Below are 26,033 nucleotides of genomic sequence, written 5' to 3' on the forward strand. Positions count from 1 at the left end.
CTGCTGCGCGGGGCGACAGAGAGTGTGGACATGACAAGCAGACGCAGTTTCATCAGTGGTCTCGCGGTGGTTTTGACGGCCCCGGTTGGTGCCATCGCGAAGGCGACAACGAGCCCGACAAAATTTGATGGGGTCTTGCCGAAAATAAGGCGGATCGAGGCGAAAAGCGGTGGCCGGCTCGGCGTGTCCTGCCGGATCTCCGGAACGACCGCGCAATTCGGCTATCGCCAGGGCGAGCTGTTCCCCATGTGCAGCACCTTCAAGGCACTCGCGGCGGCGTTCATCCTGCATCGGGTCGATGGCGGCATCGAGCAGCTCGACCGCAGCATCAAGATCCCGCACGACGCCGTCATCGCGAACTCTCCGACGACCAAGAAACATGCCGGCGGCGAGATGACGGTGGCGCAGCTTTGCGAGGCCGCCGTGACAGTCAGCGACAACGGGGCGGCCAATCTGTTGTTGGAGTCGTTTGGCGGGCCGGCGCAGCTGACAGCCTATCTGCATTCGATAGGCGACAAGGTGACCAGGCTGGACCGGATCGAACCGGAGCTGAACGAGTCGCTGCCGGGCGACGCGCGCGACACGACCTCGCCGCTGGCCATGACCGGCAATTTTGAACGGCTGACGATCGGCAACAGCCTGTCGGAGAAGGGCCGGGTGCAGCTTGTCGATTGGCTGGTGGCGAACAAGACCGGCGACGAGCGCATAAGGGCGGCACTGCCGAAAGGCTGGACATGTGGCGACAAGACCGGAACCGGCGCGCACGGCAGCACCAACGACGCGGCCGTCATCTGGCCGGCTTCCGGCAACCCGATTTTGATGTCGGTCTATCTGACGGGCACGAAACAGAGCCTGGCCAAACGCAACGCCGTCATTGCCGCTGTCTCGCACGCGTTGGTCGAAGCGATCGCGGCGTAAATGTTTGTATCGAGCGGCGCGGTGTTTGCCGCGCCGCTGCCTTCATACATGCTTGCGGCCACCGGTCTCGCGGAACCAGCTGTCGGGGTAGGGATACCACCAGTCCTGGATCGTCGGTTTGTGGTCGATAATCACCATCTTCGAGCGGCGGAAGGCGTCGAGGCCCTGGCGGCCAAGTTCGCGGCCGAGGCCCGAAGCCTTCCAGCCGCCGAAGGGCAAGGCGTCATTGTCGATCAGCGGGTTGTTGACCCAGACCATGCCGGCCTCGAGCCGCTCGGCGGCCTCATGCGCCTCGGCCAGATCGGTGGTGAACACCGAGGCGCCAAGCCCGAACGGGCTGTCATTGGCAAGCCGGATCGCCTCGTCGAAATCCCGGACACGGCAGATCGCGGCGACCGGCCCGAAACACTCCTCGCGCACGATCGCCATATCAGGGGTGACACCGGTCAGGATCGTTGGCTCGTAGAACCAGCCTGTGTTGTGTGCGGGCGGGATGCGCCCGCCGGTGACCGCCCTGGCACCGTTGCGAATAGCATCGTCAACGAGGCGCATCACTTTCGCCCGCGCGCCTTCGCTGACCAGCGGGCCGATCTCGGTCTTGTCCATGCCGTTGCCGATGCGCAGCGCGCGTGTCCTTTCGGCGAACAGGTCGACAAAGCGGTCATGCACGGCGTCGACGACGAAGAAGCGCTCGGCCGAGGTGCAGACCTGGCCGGTGAGGTGGAAGGCGGCGGTGACGCTGCCGGCCGCGGCGACATCGAGCGGGGCGTGTTGGCTGATGATCAGCGGATCGCTGCCGCCGGCTTCGATGACGCAAGGCTTCATGCGTTCGGCACAGGCCACCGCCACCGCCTTGCCGGCGGCGACCGAGCCGGTGAAGGCGACAGCATGGGTGCGGTCGGAAACGATCAGCGCCTGCGCGGTGGCAGCGCCGCCGGGCAGGCAGGAGACCAGCCCCTCCGGCAGCGAGCGGAACATGGTCATGTAGTCGAGCGTCGACAGCGTCGTCGCCTCGGCCGGCTTGATGACGCAGGCGTTGCCGGCGGCGAGCGATGCCGCAACAGTCCAGCACATCAGCAGGATCGGGAAGTTGTAAGGCATGATGTGGACGGAGACGCCATAGGGCTCGTAACGCGCATACTGGAAGGAACCGGCCTGCGTCGTGCCGGCGATCTTGCCGGCATCGTCGCGCGCCATCTCGGCATAGTAGCGGAAGATCGGCGCGCAGTTGGCGATCTCGCCGATGGCTTCCGGATAGGGTTTGCCCATCTCGCGCACCATCAGCTCGGCACAACGCGTGAAGTCGGCCGCTTCGTTCGCATTGGCGACGGCATGGAGGTGCCTGGCGCGGCTCTTGGCGTCGAGCCTTTTCCAGGCGGCCTGCGCCTTGGTCGCCGCAGTCAGCACGGCGTCGATCTCGCCGTCGCTGGCCGACGCGATGGCCCCAACTGTCTCCAGCGTTGCCGGATCGATCACCGGTTTGTTCGCGGCGGTCATCGGCAGGTAGTTCGGATTGACGAAGAAGGCCGGCCGGTCAGGGGCGAAATGCATGGACATCCCTCTCAGATCCGCTCAGCGGATCATGTAGACCTTCTTGATGGTCTCATGGACTGTGCAGACGCCTTTCCAGTCCTGCGGAAAGAACGCCGCCGTGTCCGGCTCGATCTCCATGATCTCGCCGGATTCATGGACATAGGTGCAGCGGCCCTCGAGGAAGTGGCAGAACTCGTCGCGAGTGACGTGGCAGTGCCATTTTCCGGGCGTGCAGACCCACAGGCCACATTCCGAGCGGCCCTCCGGTCCTTTGTAAAGCAGCTTGCCCGAGGTGTGGGATTCGCCCTCGATCATCGTCGGGATGACGCCCCAGTCGACAAGGTCGGTAATAGTGAGCGGGGACTTCATGATCGGTGTTGTCATATCGATTTTCCCTGGGATGGCATTGGTGCTCACCGGCACATGAAGGCCTTGGTGAGCGTTTCGGTGATGATGGAGATGCCGGTCCAGCCGGCGGGGAAGAACACAAGCGTGCCGGCCTCAACCGGAACCTCTTCGCCGCTCTCATGGACATAGCTGCCGCGTCCCGACAGGAAATGGCAGAACTCGTCGGCAGGAAAGGTGACCTTCCGTGTGCCCGATGTGCACGACCACAGGCCGCATTCGCTCGATCCGTCCGGGTTCTGCGACAGGATCTTGCCCGAGGCGCGCGGCGAGCCGGCGAGCGTGTTGGTGCCCGCGCCCCAATCGTCCAGGTCCACTGTCGAGGCGTTTTGCCAGTGCGGTGTCGGCATATCGTGAAGCTCCGAGGATCAGGCCAGCATGTAGACGTTGCGCATGGTCTCATGCACGGTGCATTCGCCCGCCCAGCCTGCCGGGAACATGACCACGGTTCCAGCACTGACTTCTATCACTTCGCCGACATTCGACCTGTAGGTCGCGCGGCCGGCGACGAAATGGCACAATTCATCGCGCGGGATCGCCAGCCGCCATTGGCCGGGCGTGCAGACCCAGATGCCGGATTCCGGCTGGTTGTTCGGCCCTTTGTGCACCAGCCTGCCGGTGGAACGGGACGCGCCGTCCAGTGCATCCGGCTGGGCGCCCCAGTCGACGAGATCGGTGCGGGTCGAGGCCTGATGGAGGTGTGGTGCGGAGGAGCTCATAGCAGCGCCTCCAGCAACCCAGCTGCCTTTTCCGGGCCGTTCTGCGCGTGCATCTGCGCCGAGGTCTTCGCCAGCCTGGCCTTCATCGCCGGATCGGTCAGGCAGGCCTCGATCTTGGCGACCAGCTCGGCATCGTTCCAGTCGTAGCGCGGCATGCCGAAGCCGTGGCCGGTTTCCTCGACGCGGGTGGCGTTGTCGTGGCCGTCCCAGACATAGGGCATGATGATAGCCGGCTTGCCGAAATAGAGGCACTCGGTGAACGAGTTGTTGCCGCCATGGTGGATCACCGCATCGACCTGCGGGATAACCGAGGGCTGCGGGAACCAGCTCTCGACGATGACGTTGCCGGGCACGTCCGTGTACTGGTCCTTGTAGCCGCCGACATTGACCAACGCCCGGTAGCGCGTCTTGCCCAGCGTCGCGATGATGCGCTTCAACAGGTCGACATCGCCGGCGCCGAGGCTGCCGAAGGAAACATAAAGCAGCGGTCCGTCATTGTTCTCGGCGAAGGTCGGCACCGTGTAGGGTTTTTCCTGTCGCACGCAGCCTTCGAGATACTGGAATTTTGCCGGGTCGAGCGGATGGCGGCGCTTGAACTTTGCCGCCTCGGGATAAAGCAGCAGGTTCAGGTAGGGCGAGGCTTCGAAGAACTGGCCGATCGGATAGGGCGTCTCGTTGTTGGCGGTGAGGAAGGCGTTGAAGTCGTCATGGATCGGCCTGATCACCGCGTTGAAATGGTCCCGGTAGCGCTGGTGGCCGGCATGGTCGTTCTCGCCGCAGCCGGACAGATGCGGCGGGATGTCCTCGTCCTCGATCTCGTTTTCCGAGCAGGAGATGACGCGCACCCACGGCTTGCCGTACTGCTTGATTGCCGGGAACAGGATGACGTTGTCGACGCAGATGACGTCCGGCTTGATGTCAGCCAGAACGCGCGGCAGGTCCTTCTGCGCCCATTTGGCGCTGTCGACGATCGCCGTCCAGCAATCCTTGACGTAATTGTTGACCTGGTCATAAGGCGATTTGCGGAAGTTCGGGATGTGGCCGTTGATGAAGTCCTCCCAGAACTTGGCCATCTGCTCCGGCGGCATTGGTTCGGACAGGTTCACCGGATGGGCTTCGAAGCCGTAGCCCTTGTAGACGTCGACGAAGCCGGGATCGGAGAGGAACACGGCCTTGTGTCCACGCGCTTCGACGGCCTGGGCGATGCCGACGGAATTGAGCGCCGGGCCATAGGCCGCTTCTGGAAAAAACGCGATCGTCTTCTGCGCCATCAAGCTTCTCCTTCACTCTGCGAAAATTCTGACATCGGCGGCATCCCAGCCGAGTTCGACCTGGTCGCCCGACGAGACCGGCCGGCGGTCCGCGGCATCGGCGGTAACGCGCACCAGGAACGGTTTCGGCGACAGGGGGGTGCGGACATGCAGTTGCAGGTCGAGCCCCTGATAGGCCAATGCCTCGACCGCGCCGGTGGTGCGGTTGGCGGTTTCCACCGACGGGAAAAGCCGGATGCGCTCTGGCCGCACCGAAGCGACAGCGGACGCACCGGGTGCAAGCGTGGCGGGTACCTTGCCGGCGATCCGCGTGCCATTGCCGGCCATCACGCCATGGGCGGCGGCTTTGCCCGGCACGAAATTCATCACGCCGATGAAGTCGGCAACAAAACGGTCGGCCGGATGCTCATAGACCGCATGCGGGGTGTCGCATTGCAGCAACCGGCCGTCCTTGAGCACGGCCATGCGGTCGGCCATGACAAGCGATTCTTCCTGATCGTGGGTGACGATGACGAAGGTAATGCCGACCTCGTGCTGCAGGCGCTTCAATTCCAATTGCATGGCGCCGCGCAGTTTCTTGTCGAGGGCGCCGAGCGGCTCGTCTAGCAGCAGCAGCCGGGGTCGCTTGACCAGAGCCCGGGCGAGCGCGACACGCTGCTTCTGGCCGCCCGACAATTGCTCCGGCTTGCGGTCGGCGAAGGGGACGAGTTCGGTCGTCGCCAGGATGGCATCGACTCGGGAACGGATTTCGCTAGCCGGCAAACGCTCCATTTCCAGGCCGTAGGACACATTGGCCCTGACGTTCATATGCGGAAACAGCGCGTAGGACTGGAACATCAGATTGACCGGCCGCTTGTTGGGCGGGGTCCTGGCGATGTCGCGGCCGTCCAGCAGGATGCGGCCGTCATTCGGCGTCTCGAAGCCGGCCAGCATGCGCAGCAGCGTAGTCTTGCCGCAGCCCGAAGGCCCGAGCAGGGCAAAGAACTCGTTCTCGCGGATATCGAGGGAGATGCCGTCGACAGCGGTCACGCGGCCGAAATTCTTCGACACATGATCGATGGCCAGCAGCGTGCGCGGTTCGCTCATTGGCCGATGACCCCTCGATTGAGCCGCTGCGACAAGGTCAGCGCGGTGATCGAGACCGCCATGACGATGGTCGCCAGCGCGTTGATCTCCGGCGTGATGCCGAATCGGATCATCGCGTAGATCTGCATCGGCAGCGTGGTCGAGGCGCGCCCGGCGCCGGCGGTGAAGAAGGCGATGATGAACTCGTCGACCGACAGCGTGAAGGCAAGCAGCGCGCCGGCGATGACCGCCGGCAAGATGACTGGCAATGTCACCCGCCGGAAGGTGGTGACTGCGGAGGCGCCAAGGTCGGTGGACGCCTCGACGATCGACCAGTCGAAACTTTTCAACCGGGCCCGGACCACCGAACAGACGAAGGCGAGGTTGAACACGACATGGGCAAGGATGATTGTGTGCAGACCCATGGTCAGGTTGAGCATGGAGAAGAACGACAGCAGCGCGATCGCCAGCACGATGTCGGGAATGATCATCGGCGCGAAGATCAGCGCTTCGAGACCCTTGCCATAATGCCGGCGTATCTCGACGCCGATCGCCAGCAGCGTGCCGAGCAGCGTGGCGATGGCGGTCGAAACCAGTGCCACGATCAGCGTGTTGAGCGCGGCGGAGAGGATGGCGGAATTGCCGGCCAGCGAGACATACCATTTCAGCGAAAAGCCCGACCATGCGGTCGGCAGGCCGCCCTCGTTGAAGGACAGCGCCACCAGCACGGCAATCGGGATGTAGAGGAAGGCGAAGACCAGGCTCAGTACGAGCCAGAGCGTGCGCCGCGTGGCGGGAGAGCGCTCAGCCATCGGCGCCTCCGCTCACTTGCGCGGCGCGGCCCGAGGCGCGATCGGCGGCCAGCGCCTGAGCCATCAGCACCAGCAGCATGATGGCGATCAGCATCATGGCGAGCGCCGCGCCGAAGGGCCAGTCATTGGCGGTCAGGAACTGGTCGTAGACGAGATTGCCGATCATCTGGAAGCGGCCACCGCCGAGCAGGGCCGGCGTAACGAAGTTGCCGATCGACAGCACGAAGACGAACACGGCGCCGGCGGCGATGCCGGGCACGGTCAGCGGCAGGATGACACGGCGAAAGGTGGTGATGGCCGAAGCGCCGAGGTCGCGCGAAGCCTCGGCGAGTTCTGGGTTGAGACGCGACAGCGGTGCGTAGCAGGCGAGGATGACGAAGGGCAGGTAGTTGTAGACCAGGCCGGCGATGACGGCACCTTCGGTGTAGAGCATCGATGGCGGCTCGCCGGTGTAGCCGAACCAGCGCAACAGCTGGGTGATCAGGCCCTCGCGGTTGAGCAACACGATCCACGCATAGGTGCGGATCAGATAGTTCGACCAGAATGGCAGCACGGCGAAGAACAGCAGCACCGGCTGCAGCCGGCGCGGTGCGGCTGATATGGCATAAGCGGCGGCATAGCCGATCACCACCGCGATCAGCGTCGCCGTGCCGGCGATGCGCGCCGATTTGAGGAAGATACCGGCATAGAGCGGGTCGAAAACCAGCCCGAAATTCTCCAGCGTGAAGGTGTATTCGATGCCGCCATAGATGCCGCGGCGGAAGAAGGCGAGCGCCAGCACCAGCGCGCACGGCACCACCATCAGCGCGGTCAGCCAGACCAGCGCCGGGGCCATCAGCAAGGAGGAGCGAAGTCGGGTCTGGGACAATTCTTCGGGTACCGCTCAAGGCCGGCAGCAGAAGCGCCGCCGGCCGTGATGTCTGGTTTGACGCCGCTTACTGCGCGGCCTTGATCTCGCTGACTATCTTCGAATAGTCGCGCTGGGCGTCGCCGACGTCACGCAGCTGCTCGAACTTGACGAGATCGGCCACCGGCATCGCCATGTTGGGGAATTTGGCCAGGAAATCGGCGGGCAGGCTTTCCATAGCCGGCTTGTTCGGCACCTTGTAGTCGATGTTCTGCGCCGCCCAGGCATGGTTCTTGGCGTCGAGCATGAAGTTGATGAACTGGAAGGCCGCGTCCTTGTTGGCGGAAGCCTTCATCACCACCATCGTGTCGACCCACAGATCCGAGCCTTCCTTCGGGATGACGTATTTGATCTCGGGCTTCTCGGCGATGCCGTAGTTGCACCAGCCGTCCCATGCCTGCACCATCAGCGCCTCCCCGGAAACCAGCTTCGAATAGAAGGTGGTGTCGTCATAAGCGAGCAGCGTCTTCTTGGCCGAGATCAGCAGGTCCTTGACCTCGGCCATCTTGGCCGGATCGGTCTCGTTGACCGAAAAACCCTTGTCGAGCTGGCCAGCGGCCAGCAGCCAGCGGTCGGTCGCCAGCATGGTGGTCTTGCCCTTGAGGTCGTCGGAGGGGGCGAGAAGGTCGCTCCAGCTGGTCGGCGCCACCTTCACCAGGTCGGAGCGGTAGCAGAGGCCTGTCGTGCCCCAGGTGTAGGGGACTGAAAAGGCGTTGCCGACATCATGCGGCAGCTTGGTCGCTTCAGGGTAGAGGTTGGCGAGGTTGGGCACCTTGGCGTGGTCGATCGGCTCGGTCAGGCCGAGCTTATTCAGCACCTCGGCGAAGGGCGAGGAGACGAAGACCACGTCATAGCCCTTGCCGCCGGCGGCGATTAGCTTGCCCATGATCTCTTCATTGGTGGCATGAACAACCACTTCGCCGGCGACGCCGGTGGCGGTCTTGAAGGCAGCCATGGCGTCGGGCGCCATGTAGCCGTCCCAGTTGGAAATGACCAGGTCGGCCGCAGCCGCGGGTGCGGCCAGCGCCAAGGCCAGGCCAAGTGCGATTGACGGCATCTTCAGCGAACGGTGCCGCAAGAGAGTGGTGGCGGTCATGACAGGTTCCCCATTCTGGTTGATCGTCGAATTCATTCGCCGGCTGCGACCCATGCCGCCGCCTCGATCCTGTTCCCTCGGTCTTTTTTGTGCCGATTGTCCTGACAGTACTATTGCAGAAAAAAGTACGTCAATCCATAATTTGCCAAGCGACCGTGGAATCTGGCCGATTGCGTCCGTGGGGCCGATCGGTCAAAGCATATAGGTCATGTCCGTTCACGAGCATTGTCATGCAAGCCGCCGCCCGACGACCCCGCACCAACCACCTCGACCTGGCGCAGCGCATCCTGGATGTGGCCCGGCAGCGCGGCTTCGAACCCGGTGCGCGCCTGCCGGAACAGCAGATCGCCTCGCTGTGCAATGTGTCGCGTACGCCAGTGCGGGCTGCGCTTAGCCTGCTTGTGGAACAGGGCGTTGTGCGTTGGGAAGCGGATTCCGGCTATCACCTTGCCGTCGACCTCACGAGCCAGCCGGCCGTTGCCGCTGAATTGCCGCTTACCGAGGAGGACGAACTCGCCGAGGCGATCCTGCGCGACCGGTCGGCGCGGCGGCTGGACCAGACGGTGACCGTCGCCGGGTTGATGCGGCGGTATAATGCTGAACGCAAGACGGTACTAAAATCGCTTAACAGACTAACGGAAGAGAATCTGCTCGACCGTGCGCCCGGCCAGTCCTGGCTCTTCCGCCGCGCGCCTGACGACCCGGAGGCGCAAGGCGAAAGCTATGAGTACCGCTTGCTGCTGGAGCCCGCCGCCATCCTGACCCCCGGCTTCCGGCTCGACGGCGCACGGGCCGCGGCCTTGCGCCAAGGCATGGAAGCGCTGTCGGCGCTGCCGGATGCCGCATTCGACACACGCGAGTTCCAGCGGCTGGACATCGATTTTCACGGTATGCTGGCGGAGGGCTCCGCCAATCGGTTCGTGGCCGACGCGTTGGCCGATCACCTCAGGTTGCGCCGGTTGCCGGGCATCTATGCCGGCGTCAACGTCTTCCGGCTGCGGCAATCGCTGCGTGAGCACCTGAACATACTCGACCATCTTGAAAGCCGGCAGTATGAGGTGGCTGCCGATCTGCTTCGCATTCACCTGCGGCTCTCCCGCAACCAGCGACCGCAAGCGGCCAGTCGCGGGGCGCCCGCCCTGTTCGGCATGATCAGCCGGCCGGAATGACGAGGATTAATTGACGCGAAAAGCCAGCCCGACCATCGCGCTGTTTCCCGAAGCGAGTTTCGGCGCGGCGTTGAATTGCGTCGGCATCGCGCAGGCGCTGCGGGCGAAAGGTGCCCGGCCTGTCTTCATCTGTCATGCCGGGTTCTCCGGCGTCTTTGCCGACTATGGTTTTCAGGAATACCAGCTGCCGACCGACGAGCCGCTGAGCGACAGCGAGCGGCAGAGCTACTGGCAGGCCTTCGTGCGCAGGCATCTGCCGCATTTCAGGCTGAGCCCGATCGACCAGCTCGAAACCTATGTCGCGCCGACCTGGCAGGCGATCGTCGACACCGCGGTCAACGCCGAAGCACCGCTGCGCCAATTGCTGGCGCGGCTGAAGCCGGACGCGGTGGTGCTCGACAATGTCATCATGTTCCCGGCGATCGCTGCCGCCGGCTGCCCGTGGGTGCGGGTGGTCTCCTGCGCCGAGACCGAGCTTCCGGACGCTCGGGTGCCCCCCTATCTGTCGGGGCTTGGCGCCGACGACCCGCAACGCGCGGCGTTCGAGGCCCGCTATCTCAGAGCCTCGGCGCCGGCGCATGACCGCTTCAACCGCTTTCGGACGGATGCCGGCCTGGCGCCGCTGCCGAAGGGCCTGTTTCTCGAAGCCTCGCCAGACCTCAACCTTTTGCTGACGCCGACGATCGTGCGCCGCGATCGCGCCGAGCCGCTCGACCCGGACCGCTTCGTCTATCTCGAAGGCTGCGTGCGTTCGGAAGGGCCGTTCGCAGTGCCTGTGTTCCCGCGCAATGGCGGGCCGCTTGTCTATGTGAGCTTCGGCAGTCTCGGCGCCATGGATGTCGGCCTGATCGAGCGCATGCTGGCCGTGTTCGACAGGCTGCCGGCCCGCTTCATCGTCAATGCCGGCGGCCTGCGCGACGCCTATCGCGCTGTGCCGGACAATGTCTATCTCGACGCCTGGTTTCCGCAGCCGTCGGTGGTTGCGAAGTGCGACCTGTTCATCCATCACGGCGGCAATAACAGCTTTTGCGAAGCGCTACGCTTCGGCGTGCCGTCGCTGATCATGCCCTATTGCTGGGACGGGCACGACAATGCCCGACGCGCCGAGGAAACCGGCGTTGGCGACCATATCGGCCGTGATGCCTGGACCGAAGGAGTATTGGAGAAAGCCATTCTCGGCCTGCTGGCCGATGACGCAATGCGCGCCCGCCTCAGGGACAATGCAGCCCATATGGCGCTGAAACCCGGAACGGATGTGGCCGCGCAAGCCATACTCTCTGTGATACGGACATGAACGAAATGCCTGACATGAACACGAATACTTCCCTCTCCAGTGGCAACGATCCCAAGGCCTGGCTGACCCAGCACGGCATCAACGAGGTCGAGTGCCTGGTGCCCGATATGAACGGCGTCCTGCGCGGCAAGGCCTTGCCGGCAGCCAAGTTCCTCAAGGCGCTGGAGGACCGCGCGCTCTACCTGCCGAGCAGCGCCTTTCTGGTCAGCATCGACGGCCGCTACACCGGTTCGATCGACGAGGGTTTTGCCTACTCGGACCCGGACATGCGCATGGTGCCGGATGTTTCGACGCTCACCCTGGCGCCCGGCGCCGGTGCAGGCAAGGCCTATGTCTTCGCCGATGCCTTTCACATGGACGACCGGCCATGGATGGCCTCGCCACGCCATGTGCTGAGAGCCGTGCTCGACCTCTACCGTCAGCGCGGTTGGCGGGCGATGGTGGCGCCGGAGCTCGAATTCTACCTGACCGCGCCCAATCCCGATCCCGACCGGCCTCTGACGGCACCGGTCGGCGGCAATGGCCGCGCCGAGAGCGTGCAGCATCCCTACGATATGGCGGCACTGGAGGAGTTCGAGCCGGTGGTCCGCCGCATCTATGACCATGCGGCGGCATCCGGACTGCCGCTCGACACGCTGATCCATGAATCGGGTACGGCGCAGCTGGAGATCAACTTCCTGCATGGCGACGCGCTGCCGCTGGCCGACAAGGTGCTGCTGTTCAAGCGGTTGACGCGCCAGGCCGCCCAACAGAGCGGCATGCATGCCACCTTCATGGCCAAGCCGATCGCGGCACAGGCGGGGAGCTCGATGCATCTGCACATGTCGGTCATCGACGAGGCCGGCAACACGCTGTTTGCAGGCAGCGACGATGCCGACACCGAAATGTTCGGCCATTTCATCGGCGGCTTGCAGAAATATGTCCCGGAGATCATGCCGTTGTTTGCGCCCAACGTGAACTCGTTCCGCCGCATCCGGCCGAACCACAGCGCGCCGGCCAACATCGAATGGTCGCACGACAACCGCTCCTGCGGCCTGAGGGTGCCGGCCGGTGGCCGCGCCGCGCGGCGGGTGGAGAACCGCTTGCCGGGTGCGGATTCCAATCCCTATCTGGCGATCGCCGGTTCGCTTCTCGCGGGCTATCTCGGCGTCGAGCAGAAGCTGACGCGGTCGGCCGAGGCGTCGGGCAATGCCTACAAGATCAAAAGCACGCTGCCGAAAACCATGGAGGAGGCGCTGGATCGTTTCACCGCTTGCGACCCAGTGCGGGAGCTGCTCGGCGAGGACTTCTTCCAGACCTATCTGCGCGTCAAGAGTGTCGAGCTCGACCTGTTCCAGGGCGTGGTGACGAGCTGGGAACGCGACCACCTGCTGCTGAAGGTGTAATGATGGGCTTCAATTCCGGTTTGGATATCGGCAAATCCTACTATGTCGCGACGGCAAATCCGTCGCTGGACCATCCCGCCCTGCAGGGCGATGTCGACGCCGACCTAGTTGTCGTCGGCGGCGGCTGCACCGGCCTGTCGGCGGCCCTTCACGCTGCCGAGCGCGGCCTGAAGGTGGTACTGCTCGAAGGCGGCAAGATCGGCTGGGGTGCGTCGGGCCGCAATGGCGGCCAGATGATCCCCGGCCTGCGCAAGGGCGCCAAGGGACTGGTCAAGCTCTACGGGCCCGAGCGGGCAAAGGTCCTGTTCGACCTCGCCTTCGAGGCACGCGGGCTGGTGCTCGACATCATCGAGCGCCACGCCATCGATTGCGACCTCAGGCTGACCGGCCATCTCGTCGGGGCGGTCAACGGCTCCGACCTCAAAGACCTCGAGGAAGAGGCTGAGTGCCTTGCCACAGTGATGAAGTTCCCGCATGCCGAGATCCTGTCGGCGGCGGAAGCCCGCCGCAAGGTCGACACGCCCTACCACGGTGCGATGTACGAGCCGCTTGGCGGCCACATGCATCCGCTGAACTACACCCTTGGCCTTGCCCGCGCGGCGGTTGCGGCCGGTGTTACCATTCATGAGAATTCGGTCGCCGTGCGGCTGGAGCGCGAGCCATCGATCCGCGTCTCGACGGCCAAGGGTTCGGTCCGTGCAAGACACGTCGTGCTGGCGGGCGATGCGCTGCTCAACGGATTGGAGCCGCGCGTCAACAGCCGCATCATGCCGGTCGGCAACTACATCGTCGCCACCGAGCCGCTGGAGGGCAAACGCAATGTCATCCCGGCCAATGTCGCGGTGTCCGACACCCGCTTCGTCGTCAACTACTACCGCATGTCGGCCGATGGGCGTCTGCTGTTCGGCGGCGGCGAGCGCTACACGCCGTCGCCGCCGGCCGACATTGCCGGCTTTGTGCGGCCGCACATGGAAAAGACCTTTCCGCAACTTCAGGGCTGCCGCATCGATCACGCCTGGGGCGGGCTGGTGTCGGTGACGACGTCGCGGTTGCCGCATGTCGGGCACTATGGCGAGGTCTATTTCGCGCATGGCTATTCCGGCAAAGGCGTCATCCTGTCGACACTGTCGGGCAAGCTTTTGGCCGAGGCGATCACCGGCGACGCTTCGCGGCTCGACCTGTTCTCGACGCTCACGCCCATGCCATTCCCGGGCGGCACGGCGTTGCGCGGACCGCTCTATGTGCTCGGCATGCTGTGGTATGCGATGCGCGACCGCATCAAGCATTGAGGGTGAGTACGCCGCAGCTACGCATCGAAGTTCGCGCTGCCCCTCACCTGCCTGCCGGCATCCTCTCCCCGTATAGTCACGGGGAGAGGGGCGCTTTCATTTATGGCTTCGCCAATCGCCAGCGTCGCAAAAAGGCGTCGGCGTTGCGGCCAGCTACTTTCTCCCCGTCTCTATACGGAGAGAAATGCCCGGCAGGGCAATGAGGGGCGGCGCCGACGATGAGGGCTTATTCCTAAGCTCGCAAAGATCTCTTTAGACGACGAAAAAATCCTCGATGCGCTGCTTGGCCTCGAGCAGCGCCGGTAGGATTTCCCGTTCCATCTCCGCGACGGTGAAACGCGCGGACTGGGTCGAGACGTTGATGGCCGCGACCGTGCGGTCCGCGCGGTCGCGGATCGGCACGGCGATCGAGCGCAGGCCGAGCTCCAGCTCTTCGTCGACGACGGCAAAGCCATCCGCCTTGGCCTTGCCGATGGCATATGCCAGCAGCCGCGTGTCGGTGATTGTCTTTGGCGTCCGTTTCTCGATCGTCGCCTGGCCGAGAAATGCGTCCAATTCCTGGGGCGTCAGGCCGGCAAGCAGGACGCGCCCCATCGAGGTGCAATAGGCGGGCAGCCTGGTACCGACCTCGAGCGAGACGCTGAGGATGCGGCGGCCGGGAATGCGGGCGACGTAGACGACATCCTGGCCCGACAGGATCGCCGCCGAGCAGGCCTCGTTCAACTCAGCCGCCACTGCCCGCATGGTCGGGGCGGCGAAGCTCCATAGCGAGGCGCCGCCGAGCCAGGTGCGGGCGATGGTCAGCAGGCGCGGCGACAGCGAAAAGACGCGGCCGGCCTGGGTGGCGTAGCCTGTGGCGACAAGCGTCAATAGAAAGCGGCGGGCGCCGGCGCGGGTCAGGCCCGCCTCCTCGCCCATTTCCGTCAGCGTCATGCCAGAGGGATGCCGGGCCAGGATCTCCATGACGGCAAGGCCTCGCTCGAGCGAGCCGACATGGTCGCGGGAAGCCGCCTCTTCGTCCATCCCGCCTCCGCCAACGGCCGTCGCTGCCCGGATTGACTCGACGCCGTCACTCAGCATAGATGTATCACATACAAAACATATGTTCGCAATACGAACTTTTTGAACCCGGGAGCCCGATGCGATGGTCAAGTTCCTGCCGCTCAAACAGGCTGTGGCCGAGAACCTGAACAATGGCGACTCTGTCGCCTTCGAGGGCTTCACCCACCTGATCCCGACGGCGGCGGCGCATGAGGCGATCCGCCAGGGGTTTCGCGACCTGACCCTGATCCGCATGACGCCAGACCTGATCTACGACCAGATGATCGGCATGGGCATGGCGAAGAAGATCATCTTCTCCTATGTCGGTAATCCCGGCGTCGGCCTGCTGCGGCGCGCCCGCGACGCCATCGAGAACGGTTTTCCCAGATCGATCGAGATCGAGGAACACAGCCATGCCGGCATGGCCAACGCCTATGAGGCGGGTGCTGCCGGCCTGCCCTGCGCGGTGTTTCGCGGCTATCGCGGTGCCGGGCTGGCAACGGTCAATCCGAACATCAAGTCGGTGACCTGTCCGTTCACCGGCGAGGTGCTGGCAGCCGTTCCTTCGATCCGGCCCGATGTCACCTTCATCCATGCCCAGAAGGCCGACCGGAAAGGCAATGTGCTGGTCGAAGGCATCGTCGGCATCCAGAAGGAAGCGGTGCTGGCGGCTAGCCGAGCGGTCGTGACTGTCGAGGAAGTGGTCGACAATTTCGACGATCTGCACCCCAATCTAACGGTGCTGCCGCGCTGGACGATCGCGGCGATCTCCGTTGTGCCCGGCGGTTCGCATCCGTCCTACGCGCATGGCTATTACGCGCGCGACAATGCGGCCTATCTCGAATGGGACGAGATCGCCGCCGACCGAGACAAATTCCAGGAGTGGATGCAGGCGAATGTCATCGAGAAGAGCGCCGACGATTTCGCGGCCCGTGTCGAGCATCTGAGGAAAGCGGCATGAGCGACAATCCGGACTTCACCCCCAACGAGATGATGACGATCGCCGCCAGCCGCGCGCTGCGGAATGACGATGTCTGCTTTGTCGGCATCGGCGCGCCGTCCGCCGCCTGCAATGTGGCGCGGCTGACGCATGCACCTGACATCACCTTGATTTATGAGAGCGGCACGATCGGCACCGCGCCAGACGTGCTGCCGCTGTCGATCGGCGATGGCGAATTGTGCGAAACCGCGGTCACCACCGTCGCGGTGCCGGAGATGTTCCGCTACTGGCTGCAGGGCGGCCGCATCTCGATAGGCTTTTTGGGTGCTGCCCAGCTCGACAAGTTCGGCAACATCAACACCACCGTCATCGGCGACTATTTCCACCCCAAGACCCGGCTGCCCGGCGGCGGCGGCGCGCCGGAAATCGCGACGTCGTCGAAGGAGATCTACATCACCATGGCGCAGACCAGGCGCGGCATGGTCGAAAAGATCGATTTCTTCACCTCCTTCGGCCACGGCGAGGGCGGCGATCATCGAAAGCGGCTTGGCATCGACACTGCGGGCCCGACCTTGCTGATCACCGATCTCGCCATCTGGAAATCGGACCCGGTGACCAAGGAATTCACGGTCGTGTCGTTGCATCCCGGTGTCACGCGCCAGCAGGTGCAGGAGACCTGTGGCTGGATGGTAAAGTTCGCGGAGGCGCTTGACGAAACGCCGGCGCCAAGCGAACTCGAACTGACGACATTGCGCGACCTGCAGGCCCGCACCAAGGCGGCGCATGAGGGAAGCGGAAAAGCAAAGGCTGCATGAACATGGCCGAGGCCTATATCTGCGATTACATCCGCACGCCGATCGGCCGCTTCGGCGGCTCGCTGTCCTCGGTGCGCGCCGACGATCTCGGCGCCATACCCCTGAGAGCACTGGTCGAGCGCAATCCCGGTGTCGACTGGCAAGCCGTCGACGACGTCTTCTATGGCTGCGCAAACCAGGCCGGCGAGGACAACCGCAACGTGGCGCGCATGGCGCTGCTGCTGGCCGGTCTGCCGAAGGAGATCCCGGGCTCCACCGTCAACCGGCTGTGCGGCTCCGGCATGGATGCGCTGACCATCGCCGCGCGGGCGATCAAGGCCGGCGAGGCCGAACTGATGATCGCAGGCGGCGTCGAATCGATGAGTCGCGCGCCCTTCGTCATGCCCAAGGCCGACACGGCGTTTTCGCGCAACGCCGAGATCTATGACACCACCATCGGCTGGCGCTTCGTCAACCCGCTGATGAAGAAGCAGTATGGCGTCGATTCGATGCCTGAAACCGGCGAGAACGTGGCAGAAGAGTTCGCCATCTCCCGCGCGGCCCAGGACGCCTTTGCCGTGCGTAGCCAGGACAAGGCGGTCGCAGCGCAGGCCAACGGCCGGCTGGCCAAGGAAATCACGCCGGTGACCATCCCGCAGCGCAAGGGCGATGCGGTGGTCGTCTCGAGGGACGAGCATCCCCGTGCCGGCACGACGGTCGATGCGCTGGCCAAATTGCCGACGCCGTTCCGGCAAGGCGGCACGGTGACGGCCGGCAATGCCTCCGGCGTCAATGACGGGGCGGCGGCGTTGATCGTTGCCTCTGAAGCAGCCGTCAAGAAATATAGCCTGACGCCGATTGCCCGTATCCTTGGTGGCGCCGCGGCCGGTGTGGCGCCGCGCATCATGGGCATCGGCCCAGCGCCGGCGACACAAAAACTGTGCGCGCGGCTTGGGCTGACGCCGCAGCAATTCGACGTCATCGAGCTCAACGAAGCCTTTGCCTCGCAAGGCATCGCCGTGCTGCGCCAACTCGGCATCGCCGAGGATGCACAGCACGTCAATCCGAATGGCGGCGCCATCGCGCTCGGCCATCCGCTCGGCATGTCGGGCGCCCGCATATCCGGTACGGCGGCGCTGGAGCTTCGCGAACGCGGCGGCCGCTATGCGCTGGCAACCATGTGCATCGGGGTCGGCCAGGGCATCGCGATCGCGCTCGAACGGGCCTGAGCGGCAGCCTCTTCTTGGCCGGCTAAGATCGAGGCTGATTCGGGTGCGCAAATTTGACCATGTGGACAAAAGTGCGGACCCGTTCCATAGTTCCCTGTCTGACATTTTCACGAACAGCCGGCTCGACACGGCTGTCGAACAGAGGGGAATGCAATGGAAAACCGGAAGAATAGAATCCAGATAAAACGCGAAGGGCTTTCGCGACGCAATGTGCTGGAATTGGGCGCGTTTGGCCTGGCTGCGGCCATGCTGCCAGGCGCCGCCTTCGGCAAGGACAAGAAGCTGAAGGTAGCGGCGATCTTCGCCACGCCGATCGAGGAGCCATGGGACAACCAGATCCATGTCGCCTTGCAGAAGGCCGAGAAGGAACTCGGCATCGAGTACAAATGGTCGGAGAAGGTGCAGACAGCCGATTTCAGCCGCGTCATGCGCGAATATGCGCAAGGCGGCTACCAGCTGGTGCTGGGCGATGCCTTCGCAGCCGAGCGTGAATCGCGCCGCACCGCCAAGCAGTTCCCGAAGACCGCCTTCCTCTTCGGCTCCGGCGCCGGACCGGCGGAACCCAATTTCGGCGTCTTCGACAACTGGATCCACGAGCCGGCCTATCTGTCCGGCATGATCGCCGGAAAGATGTCGAAGTCGGGCACGATCGGCGCTGTCGCGGCGATGGGCATTCCGGAAGTGAACCGGCTGGTCAACGCCTTCTTCGCCGGCGCCAAGGAGGTCAATCCCAACATCAAGAAGAAGGTCGCCTTCATCGGTTCCTTCTTCGATCCGCCGAAGGCCAAGGAAGCGGCGGTCGCGCAGATCGACGCCGGTGTCGACGTGATCTATGCCGAGCGTTTCGGCGTCATCGAAGCGGCGGTGGACAAGAAGATCCTCGCCATCTCCAACATGTCCGACCAGTCGAGCCTCGGCCCCGACACGGTCATCACCGGCCCGGTCTGGGACATGTATCCGACCGTCCAGCAGGCGATCAAACTCGTCAAGGCCGGCGTCTTCACCGCGCAGGACTATGGCGATTTCTCGCGCATGGCCAAGGGCGGTTCGCAACTCGCGCCCTACCACAAGTTCGACAAGACGCTGCCGGCGGACGTCAAAGAACTGGTCGAGAAGAAGAAGGCCGAAATCCTCGAAGGCAATTTCCGCGTCGATGTGGATGAGAATACGCCGGTTTCGGATTGATTTTTCTCACCCTCCCCCTTGTGGGGGTGAGCAGCCGGTTCGCCGCAGGCGAATTCATCGTGCCAGTGGCACGATGAAGGCTAGCGAACGCCGGACGCTGCGAAGCAGCGGGGACCCGGCGGGGCTTGCCAATTATCAGCCCAGCCCTTCGCAGGCTCAGGGCGTTCGAAACTCGAAAAGCCAAGAAATTGGCTTTTCGTCCGCTACGCGGACCGTTTCTCACCCCCACAAGGGGGAGGGTGAAGAGCTGCGCCAACGCCATCTCACCGGGAGCCATCTTGCCCGCCCCACTCATCGAAATGCTCGGCATCACCAAGAGCTTCGGCGCCGTCAAGGCGAACGAGGCCGTTGATCTCAGCGTCGCGCCGGGCGAGATTCTCGGTCTTCTGGGCGAGAATGGCGCCGGCAAGACGACGCTGATGAACGTGCTGTTCGGCGCCTATGCGCCCGATGCAGGTGAGATCCTCATCCAGGGCCAGCCGGTGCGGATCGCCAGTTCGGCCGATGCGCTGGCCGCCGGCATCGGCATGGTGCATCAGCATTTCCACCTGGCGCCGAGGCTGACTGTGCTGGAAAACCTGCTCATCGGCATATCAGGCCGATCAGGGCGGATCGACCGCGCCGGCGGGATGGCGCGGCTGGCGGAGATCGGCCGCCAACATGGGTTGACGCTTGATCCCGACCTTCCGGTGTCGGCGCTGTCGGTCGGCGAGCAGCAGCGGCTCGAAATCGTCAAGGCGCTGTTTCGCGGTGCCAGGCTGTTGATCCTCGACGAGCCGACAGCGGTGCTGGCGCCAACGGAGGTCGACGGGCTGTTTTCGGCGCTGCGCTCGATGGCGGCACAGGGTCTCGGCATCATCTTCATTTCGCACAAGCTCAATGAAGTGCGGGCGCTGACCCATCGCTGCACGGTGCTGCGGCATGGCCGCGTCGCCGGCCGTGTCGATGACCCCGCCAACACGACATCTGCCGCAATGGCGCAGCTGATGTGCGGCCACGAGATCGTGCCGCCGGCCAGGGGGCCATCGACCCCCGGTGGAGCGGTGCTGACGCTCGACGGCATTTCGACATCGCGGCATTCGGGCACGGCGTTGCGCGACGTGTCGCTTTCGGTCCGCGCTGGCGAGATCCTCGGTATTGCCGGTGTCTCGGGCAATGGTCAGCGCGCCCTGGCGGAAGTGATCTCCGGCGTGCGCGTGCCCGATGCAGGCCAGATGACCATTGCCGGCCAGAAAGTGTCTGTGTATTCGCCGCGCGAGGTGCAGGCGCTCGGTCTCGGCCGCATCCCGGAAGACCGCATGACGACCGGCCTGGTCACCAACCTGCCGCTCGCCGATTCGATGGTGCTGCCGCGCATCGGCACGGCGGCGTTCAGCAGCAGGGGCCTGCTCAAGCCAGATGCGATCCGTGCCTTCGCCGAGGCGCAGATCAAGGCCTATGACATTCGCTGCCCCGGACCGATGACCCGCGCCGGGGCGCTGTCGGGCGGCAATCTGCAGAAAGCGCTGCTGGCTCGCGAACTCGCCTTCGATCCGAAGGTGCTGATCGTCTCGCAGCCGACGCGGGGCCTCGATATCGGCGCCGCCCGCTTCATCCATGAAAAATTCCTCGACATGCGGGCCAAGGGCTGCGGCATCATCGTCATCGGCGAGGATCTCGAGGAACTGCTGGTGCTCTGCGACCGCATCGCGGTGATGTATGAGGGCCGAATCGCCGGCACGCTCGACAGCGCCGATGCGACGGTGGCCCGGCTTGGGCTGATGATGACCGGCGCGGAGGGGCACAGCTGATGTTTCGCCTGGAAGTCCGCACCTCGACGCCCGCCTGGTTCAATTTGGCCCTGCCGCTGCTGGCGATCGCAGCCACGCTTGTCCTGTGCAGTGGGCTGATTGCGTTGGCCGGCGCCGGCGTCATCGATGCCTATGGCGTGATGTTCACCGCCTCGCTGGGCGACAGCTACGCCATCACCGAAACGATGGTGCGTGCCGCGCCGATGATCTTCACCGGGCTGGCGGTGGCGGTCGCCTTCCGGGCAAAATTCTGGAACATCGGTGCCGAGGGGCAATTGCTGGCCGGCGCGGTGGCCAGCTGCTTTGTCGGCGCGATCCCGATGCCGGGGCCGCTCGCCATGCTGTTGATGGCGGCGGCCGGTGCCGCTGCCGGCGCGGCGGTTGCCTTGGTGCCGGCGACACTGCGGGTCAAATTCAAGGTTGACGACGTGGTCAGCTCGCTGTTGCTCAACTCGGTCATCTACTATGCGCTGATGGCACTGATCGAAGGGCCGTGGAAAGACAGTTTCAGCGGTTATCCAATCTCGCCGCCGATCGAGGATTCGGCGAATTTCCCGGTGCTGCTCGAAGGCACGCGGCTGCATCTCGGCGTTGTCGTGGCGCTGCTGGCGGCGCCATTGATCTGGTTCCTGATCGTGCGCACGACGCTCGGCTTCCGGATCAGGGTCACCGGCGAGAATCCCGAAGCCGCACGCTATGGCGGCATCCATGTCGAGCGGGTGCTGATCTCGACCGCGCTGCTGTCCGGGGCTCTGGCCGGGCTCGCTGGGGTCGGCGAGGTCGGCGGCGTGCATTTCCAGGTGATGAGCGACATCTCGCCGGGCTACGGCTATTCCGGCATCGTCGTCGCCATGCTGGCGCGGCTCAATCCGCTCGGCGTGGTGCCGGCGGCGATCTTCCTGGCCGCCGTGATGACCGGCGCCGAGGCGATGTCGCGCGCGACCGGAGTGCCGGCCTTCCTCAGCGATGTCATCCAAGGCACCGCATTGCTTGCCATGCTGGTGGCGCTGCTGTTCACCGCCTACCGCATCCGCCGCGTCGGAGTGACCCGATGAGTGCCGTGTTCGAACAGATCTTTCAGGTCGGCTTCCTGGCCGCGATCATCCGGATCGCCACGCCGCTTGCCTTCGCGACGCTTGGCGAAATGTTCTCCGAGCGCGCCGGCGTGCTCAATCTCGGCATCGAAGGCATCATGCTGTTGTCGGCGATGACCGGCTTCACCGCCACCAGCCTCAGCGGCAGCCTGTGGCTCGGCGTGCTCGTCGCCGTGCTGACCGGCATGCTGATGGGCGCGCTGCATGCGCTGTTCACGGTGGCGCTGGGCCTCAGCCAGCATGTCTGCGGCATTGGTGTCACGCTGTTCTCTTCGGGCCTCGCCTATTTCCTCTATCGGCTGATCTTCGGCCAGCAATCGGTGCCGCCAAGCATCAAGGGGTTCGAGACGCTGCCTATCCCGGTCCTCTCCAGCTTTCCGGTGCTCGGACCGGCGGTGTTCAACCAGTTTGCGCTGGTCTACATGGCGATCCTTGCCATTCCGCTGGCCGCCTTCGTCCTCTACCGCACGCCCTGGGGCCTGTCGGTGCGCATGGTCGGCGAAAATCCGCGCGCCGCCGATTCGGCCGGTGTCAGCGTCATCGCCACGCGCTTCCAGGCGGTCATCCTCGGCGGTGCGCTGATGGGGCTGGCCGGCGCCTTCCTGTCGATGGCGCAGTTCAACGCCTTCACCTTCGGCGTGGTGTCGGGGCGCGGCTGGGTGGCGATCGCGCTCGTCGTGTTCGGCCGCTGGGATCCGTGGCGTTCGGCAGGGGCTGCGCTGCTGTTCGCCTTTGTCGATGCCTTGCAACTGCGTATGCAGGCGAGCGGGCTGGGGCATATCCCCTACGAGGCATTCCTGATGCTGCCCTTCATCTTCACCATAGTCGCCATGGCTGTCATGTCGCGCAACGCGGTGGCGCCGTCGGCCCTGCTCAAGCCGTTTCGTCGCGAGGAGCGCTGACAGCCAAGGGCTGTCAGCGTCCAGCTGGTCACATGGCGGTAAAGCCGTTGTCGACGAACAGATGCGTGCCGTTGACGAAGCTGGATTCGTCGCTGGCCAGGTAAAGCGCGGCCCTGGCCACCTCTTCCGGCTCGCCGATACGGCCCTGCTGCGCGGCCAGTGCGGCGTCTGAGACATCGATGCCGAGCCGACCGAGATCGGCAACCTCGCGCAGGCCGTGCGGCGTGCGGATGAAGCCGGGGCAGACCGCGTTGCAGCGGATGTTGCGGTCGCGGAACTCGACGGCGATGGCGCGCGCGAACATGTGGCAGGCGCCCTTGGTGGTGTCGTAGAGCACCTCCATCGGTGTTGCCGCCACTGCCGAGATCGACGAGGTGCAGACGATCGAGCCGCCACCGGCCGATATCATGCCGGGCAGCACGGCGCGCGTCATCAGGAACATCGAGCGCACGTTGACGGCATGCAGCCAGTCCCATTCCTGCACCGTCGTCTCCAGGAACGGCTTTATGACGATGGTGCCGGCATGGTTGAACAGGACGGTGATCGGGCCGAGTTTTTCGGTCGCGCCCTTCACCGCCGCCTCGACCTGGGCTTCATCGGACACGTCGGCGACCCAGTGTTCGGCTATGTGTCCCCGCGCGCGGATCGCCACCGCGGTTGCGGCCGCCGCCTCCCCGTTGCGGTCGATGATCGCCACCTTGGCACCTTCCGCGGCGAACAGCTCCGAAGCCGCTCCGCCCATCCCCGTCGCGCCGCCCGAAATGATGGCGACCTTGCCGGCCAGTCTTGCACCCATTTTCCTGCTCCCCTGTCTGACGATTTCATGTTCGCCGATCGCGCGATGCTATCGTGCGCGCTCCGGGCGGCCAATGCATGATTTGGGTGCAGCGAGGACAAGGCCATAGGTTCATTCAGGGCAAGAGCAATGCACGGCGTGACGGGTCGAGCTGTGGCCAAAGCACGCAGTCCCAGCAACTCGGTACCAATTCCTGATCAGATGTCAGAAAATTATTCTACCCATGGTCGAAAAATAGCAATCGACAAAGTCTACAAGTTTTATAGATTAACCGGCGAGACGGAGGTCGATATGTCCTATATCCAGAACGCCCAGACGGATCGCAGCAGCCAGCGGCTGGTCAACGCCCAGGCCTTTCGTCCGGCCTATGCCGGTGCTTTCGCCTATATCGTCTTTGCCCTTGCGTTCGTGTTCACCGGGGCAGTTGTTCTGGGCCTCATTCCCTGAGTCGTCAGATCGACCGGGACTAGCCGCCCACGCTTTCAGGCAATCGGAGTTGAATGAACCGGATCCTCGGTGCGCTTTCGCGCGGCTGGGATTCGAATTTCACAGCATCAGTGATTCCAGAGATGGAGGAGATGGCAATGCCGATCGAGTTCACGCATGTCCCCAGCAAGACCGCCGACGCCGCTGTTCCCTTTTTCTACGACTTTGCCGAGACCGCGACCAAGCTCGGGCTGATCGAGGATGGCGGCTTCAGAAAGATCGTCGTCGACGATTCGGCCGGGCTGTTGACCAATATGGATCTTGCAGCCCAGGTGCTGGACCGGACGTCGTCGCTGGAAGTCGTGCTCACCCACTGGGCGGGCGTGGTCGAACCGACGGTGGCGGCGCGGCAGCTGGCGTCGATCGACAGGAAGAGCGGCGGACGGCTGGCGCTCAGGATGATCAGCGAACCGCTGAACGACGACGATGCCGAAACGCGGCCGGTCGGGCACACGGTCATCTGGCAGCGCATCGACGAATATCTAGTGCTGTTGAAGCGGCTGTGGTCGAACGACCGGCCGTTCGACCATGAAGGCGCATTCTACAGCATCAAGGGCGGTTATGTGCCGCGCAAGGGTCCGCACGGCGCCGATCTCGTCATCCGCATGGGCGGGCAGTCCGGAACGGCGCTCAAGGTGGCCGGTCGGCATGCTGATGTCTTCGAACTGGCGCCAGGCTCGATCGACGAGGTCCGGCAGCTGATGGAGCGCGTGCGGGGCGCCGCAGCCGAACATGGCCGAGCCGGCAAGCTTCGCTTTGCGCTTCCGGTCAGGATTCACCGGGGCGCTTCCGCCGCCGGCCACAAGGCGGTCGATGTTGTCGGGCCGTCGGCCCAGGCGGCCCTGTCACTACTGGCCTATGCAGCTCTCGGGATCGATGAATTCATGATTGTCGGCGTCGACACGCCGCGCGAGATTGCAACGGCCGGCCGTGAAACGATCGCCCTGCTGCGCAATTCGCTGGCGCGTCGTGAGGCGGAGGTGCCGCAGCCCGGTGCATATGCGCCGCGCGTGCCGCAAGTGGTGCGTGCAGCGGGCTGAGCAAGCGCCCTTGGCATCAACCTGTCGCGCCACTCAGCCGCGACAGGCCTTCGATGACGGCGGCAGATTCCGCCAGCGCGCCAAAGACGCCGTCCTCGACCGTCACCATATGAAGCGCTGCCTCATGGGCCTTTTGATCGCCGCTGGCACAGGCATCGGAAATCGTCAGGCACTGAAAGTTGCGGTCGCAGGCCTCGCGCAGCGTGGTGTGGACGCAGACATCCGTCGTGCAGCCGGTAAACATCAGATGTGTGATGCCTTGCGCGCGCAGCACAAGCTCGAAATCCGTATAGGTGAAGGCGCTGTTGCAGGTCTTGTCTACGATAATGTCCTGCGGCGCGACGTCGATCTCTGGAACGATCTGAAACCCCGGGCCTGAACGAAGCAGGATCTCGGTGCCTTCGAGACCGGCGCGCTTGCGGCGCCATTTCTCGTAAAGCGTCATGTCGGCCATGTCAGCCCGATAACCCTGCCTCGTGTGGATGATCCTGACACCGGCCTTGCGGGCGGCGGCGATCAGCCGGCCCACGGTCGGCAGGATCGCCCTCAGCGGCGAGGGGTCATATCCCTGCCTGGCAAAATAGCCCGTCGTCGACAGGAAATCCTGCTGCAGGTCGATGACGACAAGCGCGGTGTTTTCGGCGACCAGCCTGCCGTCATAAGGGAAGTCGAAGGGCGTCGCCTTGATCATCTTTGGCTCCCGGTTTTTGGGCCGGCACCATAGCACTTTGCAACAACGCGACGACACCAGATGCCGGCGGCGCGGATCCGAATTTCGCGCCGATATTGACGGTCGCGACCAATTATTGATCGTTACACTCACCTTCAATGTTGACTAGCAATATCATGTTTTATAATTAACCTGGCATCGGC

The 26,033-nt window shown here is 64.2% G+C and carries 26 protein-coding genes; 14 read left to right on the forward strand and 12 right to left on the reverse strand.

Translation table 11 applies throughout. From position 1 onward, the window contains the following. The first annotated feature begins 30 nt into the window (after positions 1 to 30). Positions 31 to 918 carry a class A beta-lactamase gene (gene bla / locus AC1D08_RS14725; protein WP_457150213.1) on the forward strand — a complete coding sequence of 296 codons (888 nt, stop codon included), beginning with the start codon at positions 31 to 33 and terminating at the stop codon, positions 916 to 918. Between the two features lie 42 nt (positions 919 to 960). Here the strand turns inward: bla and AC1D08_RS14730 are convergent, their stop codons facing one another. The 9 genes from AC1D08_RS14730 to AC1D08_RS14770 form a co-directional block, all read right to left on the reverse strand. Next, on the reverse strand, positions 961 to 2,469 hold the full coding sequence (locus AC1D08_RS14730) for an aldehyde dehydrogenase family protein (RefSeq protein WP_477423442.1): 1,509 nt from the start codon (positions 2,467 to 2,469) through the stop codon (positions 961 to 963). A gap of 21 nt (positions 2,470 to 2,490) precedes the next feature. Next, positions 2,491 to 2,835 (reverse strand): cupin domain-containing protein, encoded by a 345-nt coding sequence (locus tag AC1D08_RS14735; protein WP_457150216.1) that lies wholly within the window; start codon positions 2,833 to 2,835, stop codon positions 2,491 to 2,493. 29 nt (positions 2,836 to 2,864) lie between these two features. Then, positions 2,865 to 3,206 carry a cupin domain-containing protein gene (locus AC1D08_RS14740; RefSeq protein WP_457154627.1) on the reverse strand — a complete coding sequence of 114 codons (342 nt, stop codon included), beginning with the start codon at positions 3,204 to 3,206 and terminating at the stop codon, positions 2,865 to 2,867. Between the two features lie 18 nt (positions 3,207 to 3,224). Next, complete coding sequence (locus AC1D08_RS14745; protein WP_457154626.1) at positions 3,225 to 3,575, reverse strand: cupin domain-containing protein; 351 nt, start codon at positions 3,573 to 3,575, stop codon at positions 3,225 to 3,227. Further along, entirely contained in the window at positions 3,572 to 4,846 is a 1,275-nt protein-coding gene (locus AC1D08_RS14750; RefSeq protein ID WP_457154625.1) for a glycosyltransferase, read from the reverse strand. The genes AC1D08_RS14745 and AC1D08_RS14750 overlap by 4 nt, the downstream gene beginning before the upstream one ends. Before the next feature lie 12 nt (positions 4,847 to 4,858). Continuing rightward, positions 4,859 to 5,932 carry an ABC transporter ATP-binding protein gene (locus tag AC1D08_RS14755; protein WP_477227590.1) on the reverse strand — a complete coding sequence of 358 codons (1,074 nt, stop codon included), beginning with the start codon at positions 5,930 to 5,932 and terminating at the stop codon, positions 4,859 to 4,861. After that, positions 5,929 to 6,723 (reverse strand): ABC transporter permease, encoded by a 795-nt coding sequence (locus tag AC1D08_RS14760; protein WP_477227591.1) that lies wholly within the window; start codon positions 6,721 to 6,723, stop codon positions 5,929 to 5,931. The genes AC1D08_RS14755 and AC1D08_RS14760 overlap by 4 nt, the downstream gene beginning before the upstream one ends. After that, positions 6,716 to 7,558 (reverse strand): ABC transporter permease, encoded by an 843-nt coding sequence (locus AC1D08_RS14765; protein WP_457152152.1) that lies wholly within the window; start codon positions 7,556 to 7,558, stop codon positions 6,716 to 6,718. Before AC1D08_RS14765 ends, AC1D08_RS14760 begins: the two co-directional genes overlap by 8 nt. 100 nt (positions 7,559 to 7,658) lie before the next feature. Beyond that, entirely contained in the window at positions 7,659 to 8,726 is a 1,068-nt protein-coding gene (locus tag AC1D08_RS14770; protein ID WP_457152144.1) for a polyamine ABC transporter substrate-binding protein, read from the reverse strand. Between the two features lie 230 nt (positions 8,727 to 8,956). Here AC1D08_RS14770 and AC1D08_RS14775 point away from each other — a divergent pair, with 230 nt between their 5' ends. Genes AC1D08_RS14775 through AC1D08_RS14790 form a run of 4 tightly spaced genes read left to right on the forward strand, consistent with a single transcriptional unit; the run spans position 8,957 to position 13,863 of the window. Further along, a complete protein-coding gene (locus AC1D08_RS14775) occupies positions 8,957 to 9,895 on the forward strand; it encodes a GntR family transcriptional regulator (RefSeq protein WP_457152145.1) in 939 nt (312 codons plus the stop codon). Between the two features lie 10 nt (positions 9,896 to 9,905). Beyond that, the gene (locus AC1D08_RS14780) at positions 9,906 to 11,189 is read left to right on the forward strand and encodes a nucleotide disphospho-sugar-binding domain-containing protein (protein ID WP_457152146.1); all 1,284 of its coding nucleotides are present in this window, start codon (positions 9,906 to 9,908) and stop codon (positions 11,187 to 11,189) included. Positions 11,190 to 11,194: 5 nt separating this feature from the next. Further along, positions 11,195 to 12,574, forward strand: coding sequence for a glutamine synthetase family protein (locus AC1D08_RS14785; protein WP_477227830.1), 1,380 nt, complete (start codon positions 11,195 to 11,197; stop codon positions 12,572 to 12,574). Beyond that, entirely contained in the window at positions 12,574 to 13,863 is a 1,290-nt protein-coding gene (locus tag AC1D08_RS14790; protein ID WP_457152147.1) for an NAD(P)/FAD-dependent oxidoreductase, read from the forward strand. Before AC1D08_RS14785 ends, AC1D08_RS14790 begins: the two co-directional genes overlap by 1 nt. 252 nt (positions 13,864 to 14,115) lie before the next feature. Here AC1D08_RS14790 and AC1D08_RS14795 read toward each other — a convergent pair whose 3' ends face one another. Beyond that, positions 14,116 to 14,886 carry an IclR family transcriptional regulator domain-containing protein gene (locus AC1D08_RS14795; RefSeq protein ID WP_457152148.1) on the reverse strand — a complete coding sequence of 257 codons (771 nt, stop codon included), beginning with the start codon at positions 14,884 to 14,886 and terminating at the stop codon, positions 14,116 to 14,118. A 121-nt stretch (positions 14,887 to 15,007) separates the two neighbouring features. Here AC1D08_RS14795 and AC1D08_RS14800 point away from each other — a divergent pair, with 121 nt between their 5' ends. From AC1D08_RS14800 to AC1D08_RS14830, 7 genes are all read left to right on the forward strand, one after another. Beyond that, positions 15,008 to 15,865, forward strand: a complete 858-nt coding sequence (locus tag AC1D08_RS14800) for a CoA transferase subunit A (protein WP_457152149.1) — start codon at positions 15,008 to 15,010, stop codon at positions 15,863 to 15,865. Further along, positions 15,862 to 16,659, forward strand: coding sequence for a CoA-transferase subunit beta (locus AC1D08_RS14805; RefSeq protein WP_457152150.1), 798 nt, complete (start codon positions 15,862 to 15,864; stop codon positions 16,657 to 16,659). The genes AC1D08_RS14800 and AC1D08_RS14805 overlap by 4 nt, the downstream gene beginning before the upstream one ends. A 2-nt stretch (positions 16,660 to 16,661) precedes the next feature. Continuing rightward, entirely contained in the window at positions 16,662 to 17,867 is a 1,206-nt protein-coding gene (gene pcaF, locus AC1D08_RS14810; RefSeq protein WP_457152154.1) for a 3-oxoadipyl-CoA thiolase, read from the forward strand. A 153-nt stretch (positions 17,868 to 18,020) separates the two neighbouring features. Beyond that, positions 18,021 to 19,052: a BMP family protein gene (locus AC1D08_RS14815; RefSeq protein ID WP_457152151.1), complete on the forward strand. Its 1,032-nt coding sequence runs from the start codon at positions 18,021 to 18,023 to the stop codon at positions 19,050 to 19,052. 278 nt (positions 19,053 to 19,330) lie between these two features. Next, positions 19,331 to 20,842 (forward strand): ABC transporter ATP-binding protein, encoded by a 1,512-nt coding sequence (locus AC1D08_RS14820; protein WP_457154251.1) that lies wholly within the window; start codon positions 19,331 to 19,333, stop codon positions 20,840 to 20,842. Further along, positions 20,842 to 21,897, forward strand: a complete 1,056-nt coding sequence (locus tag AC1D08_RS14825) for an ABC transporter permease (protein WP_457154250.1) — start codon at positions 20,842 to 20,844, stop codon at positions 21,895 to 21,897. Before AC1D08_RS14820 ends, AC1D08_RS14825 begins: the two co-directional genes overlap by 1 nt. After that, positions 21,894 to 22,838 (forward strand): ABC transporter permease, encoded by a 945-nt coding sequence (locus tag AC1D08_RS14830; RefSeq protein ID WP_457154249.1) that lies wholly within the window; start codon positions 21,894 to 21,896, stop codon positions 22,836 to 22,838. Before AC1D08_RS14825 ends, AC1D08_RS14830 begins: the two co-directional genes overlap by 4 nt. Before the next feature lie 28 nt (positions 22,839 to 22,866). On the opposite strand, the gene AC1D08_RS14835 is transcribed toward AC1D08_RS14830, so the two are convergent. Continuing rightward, a complete protein-coding gene (locus AC1D08_RS14835) occupies positions 22,867 to 23,634 on the reverse strand; it encodes an SDR family NAD(P)-dependent oxidoreductase (RefSeq protein WP_457154248.1) in 768 nt (255 codons plus the stop codon). A 291-nt stretch (positions 23,635 to 23,925) separates the two neighbouring features. Here AC1D08_RS14835 and AC1D08_RS14840 point away from each other — a divergent pair, with 291 nt between their 5' ends. Together AC1D08_RS14840 and AC1D08_RS14845 are read left to right on the forward strand one after the other, a co-directional pair. Continuing rightward, positions 23,926 to 24,081, forward strand: a complete 156-nt coding sequence (locus tag AC1D08_RS14840; protein ID WP_095084108.1) for a hypothetical protein — start codon at positions 23,926 to 23,928, stop codon at positions 24,079 to 24,081. A gap of 137 nt (positions 24,082 to 24,218) precedes the next feature. Next, the gene (locus tag AC1D08_RS14845) at positions 24,219 to 25,160 is read left to right on the forward strand and encodes an LLM class flavin-dependent oxidoreductase (protein ID WP_477423446.1); all 942 of its coding nucleotides are present in this window, start codon (positions 24,219 to 24,221) and stop codon (positions 25,158 to 25,160) included. A 16-nt stretch (positions 25,161 to 25,176) separates the two neighbouring features. Here the strand turns inward: AC1D08_RS14845 and AC1D08_RS14850 are convergent, their stop codons facing one another. Then, a complete protein-coding gene (locus AC1D08_RS14850) occupies positions 25,177 to 25,851 on the reverse strand; it encodes a cysteine hydrolase family protein (protein ID WP_457153738.1) in 675 nt (224 codons plus the stop codon). Between the last annotated feature and the right edge of the window lie 182 nt (positions 25,852 to 26,033).

It is taken from the genome of Mesorhizobium sp. P2_E6 (assembly GCF_056403835.1).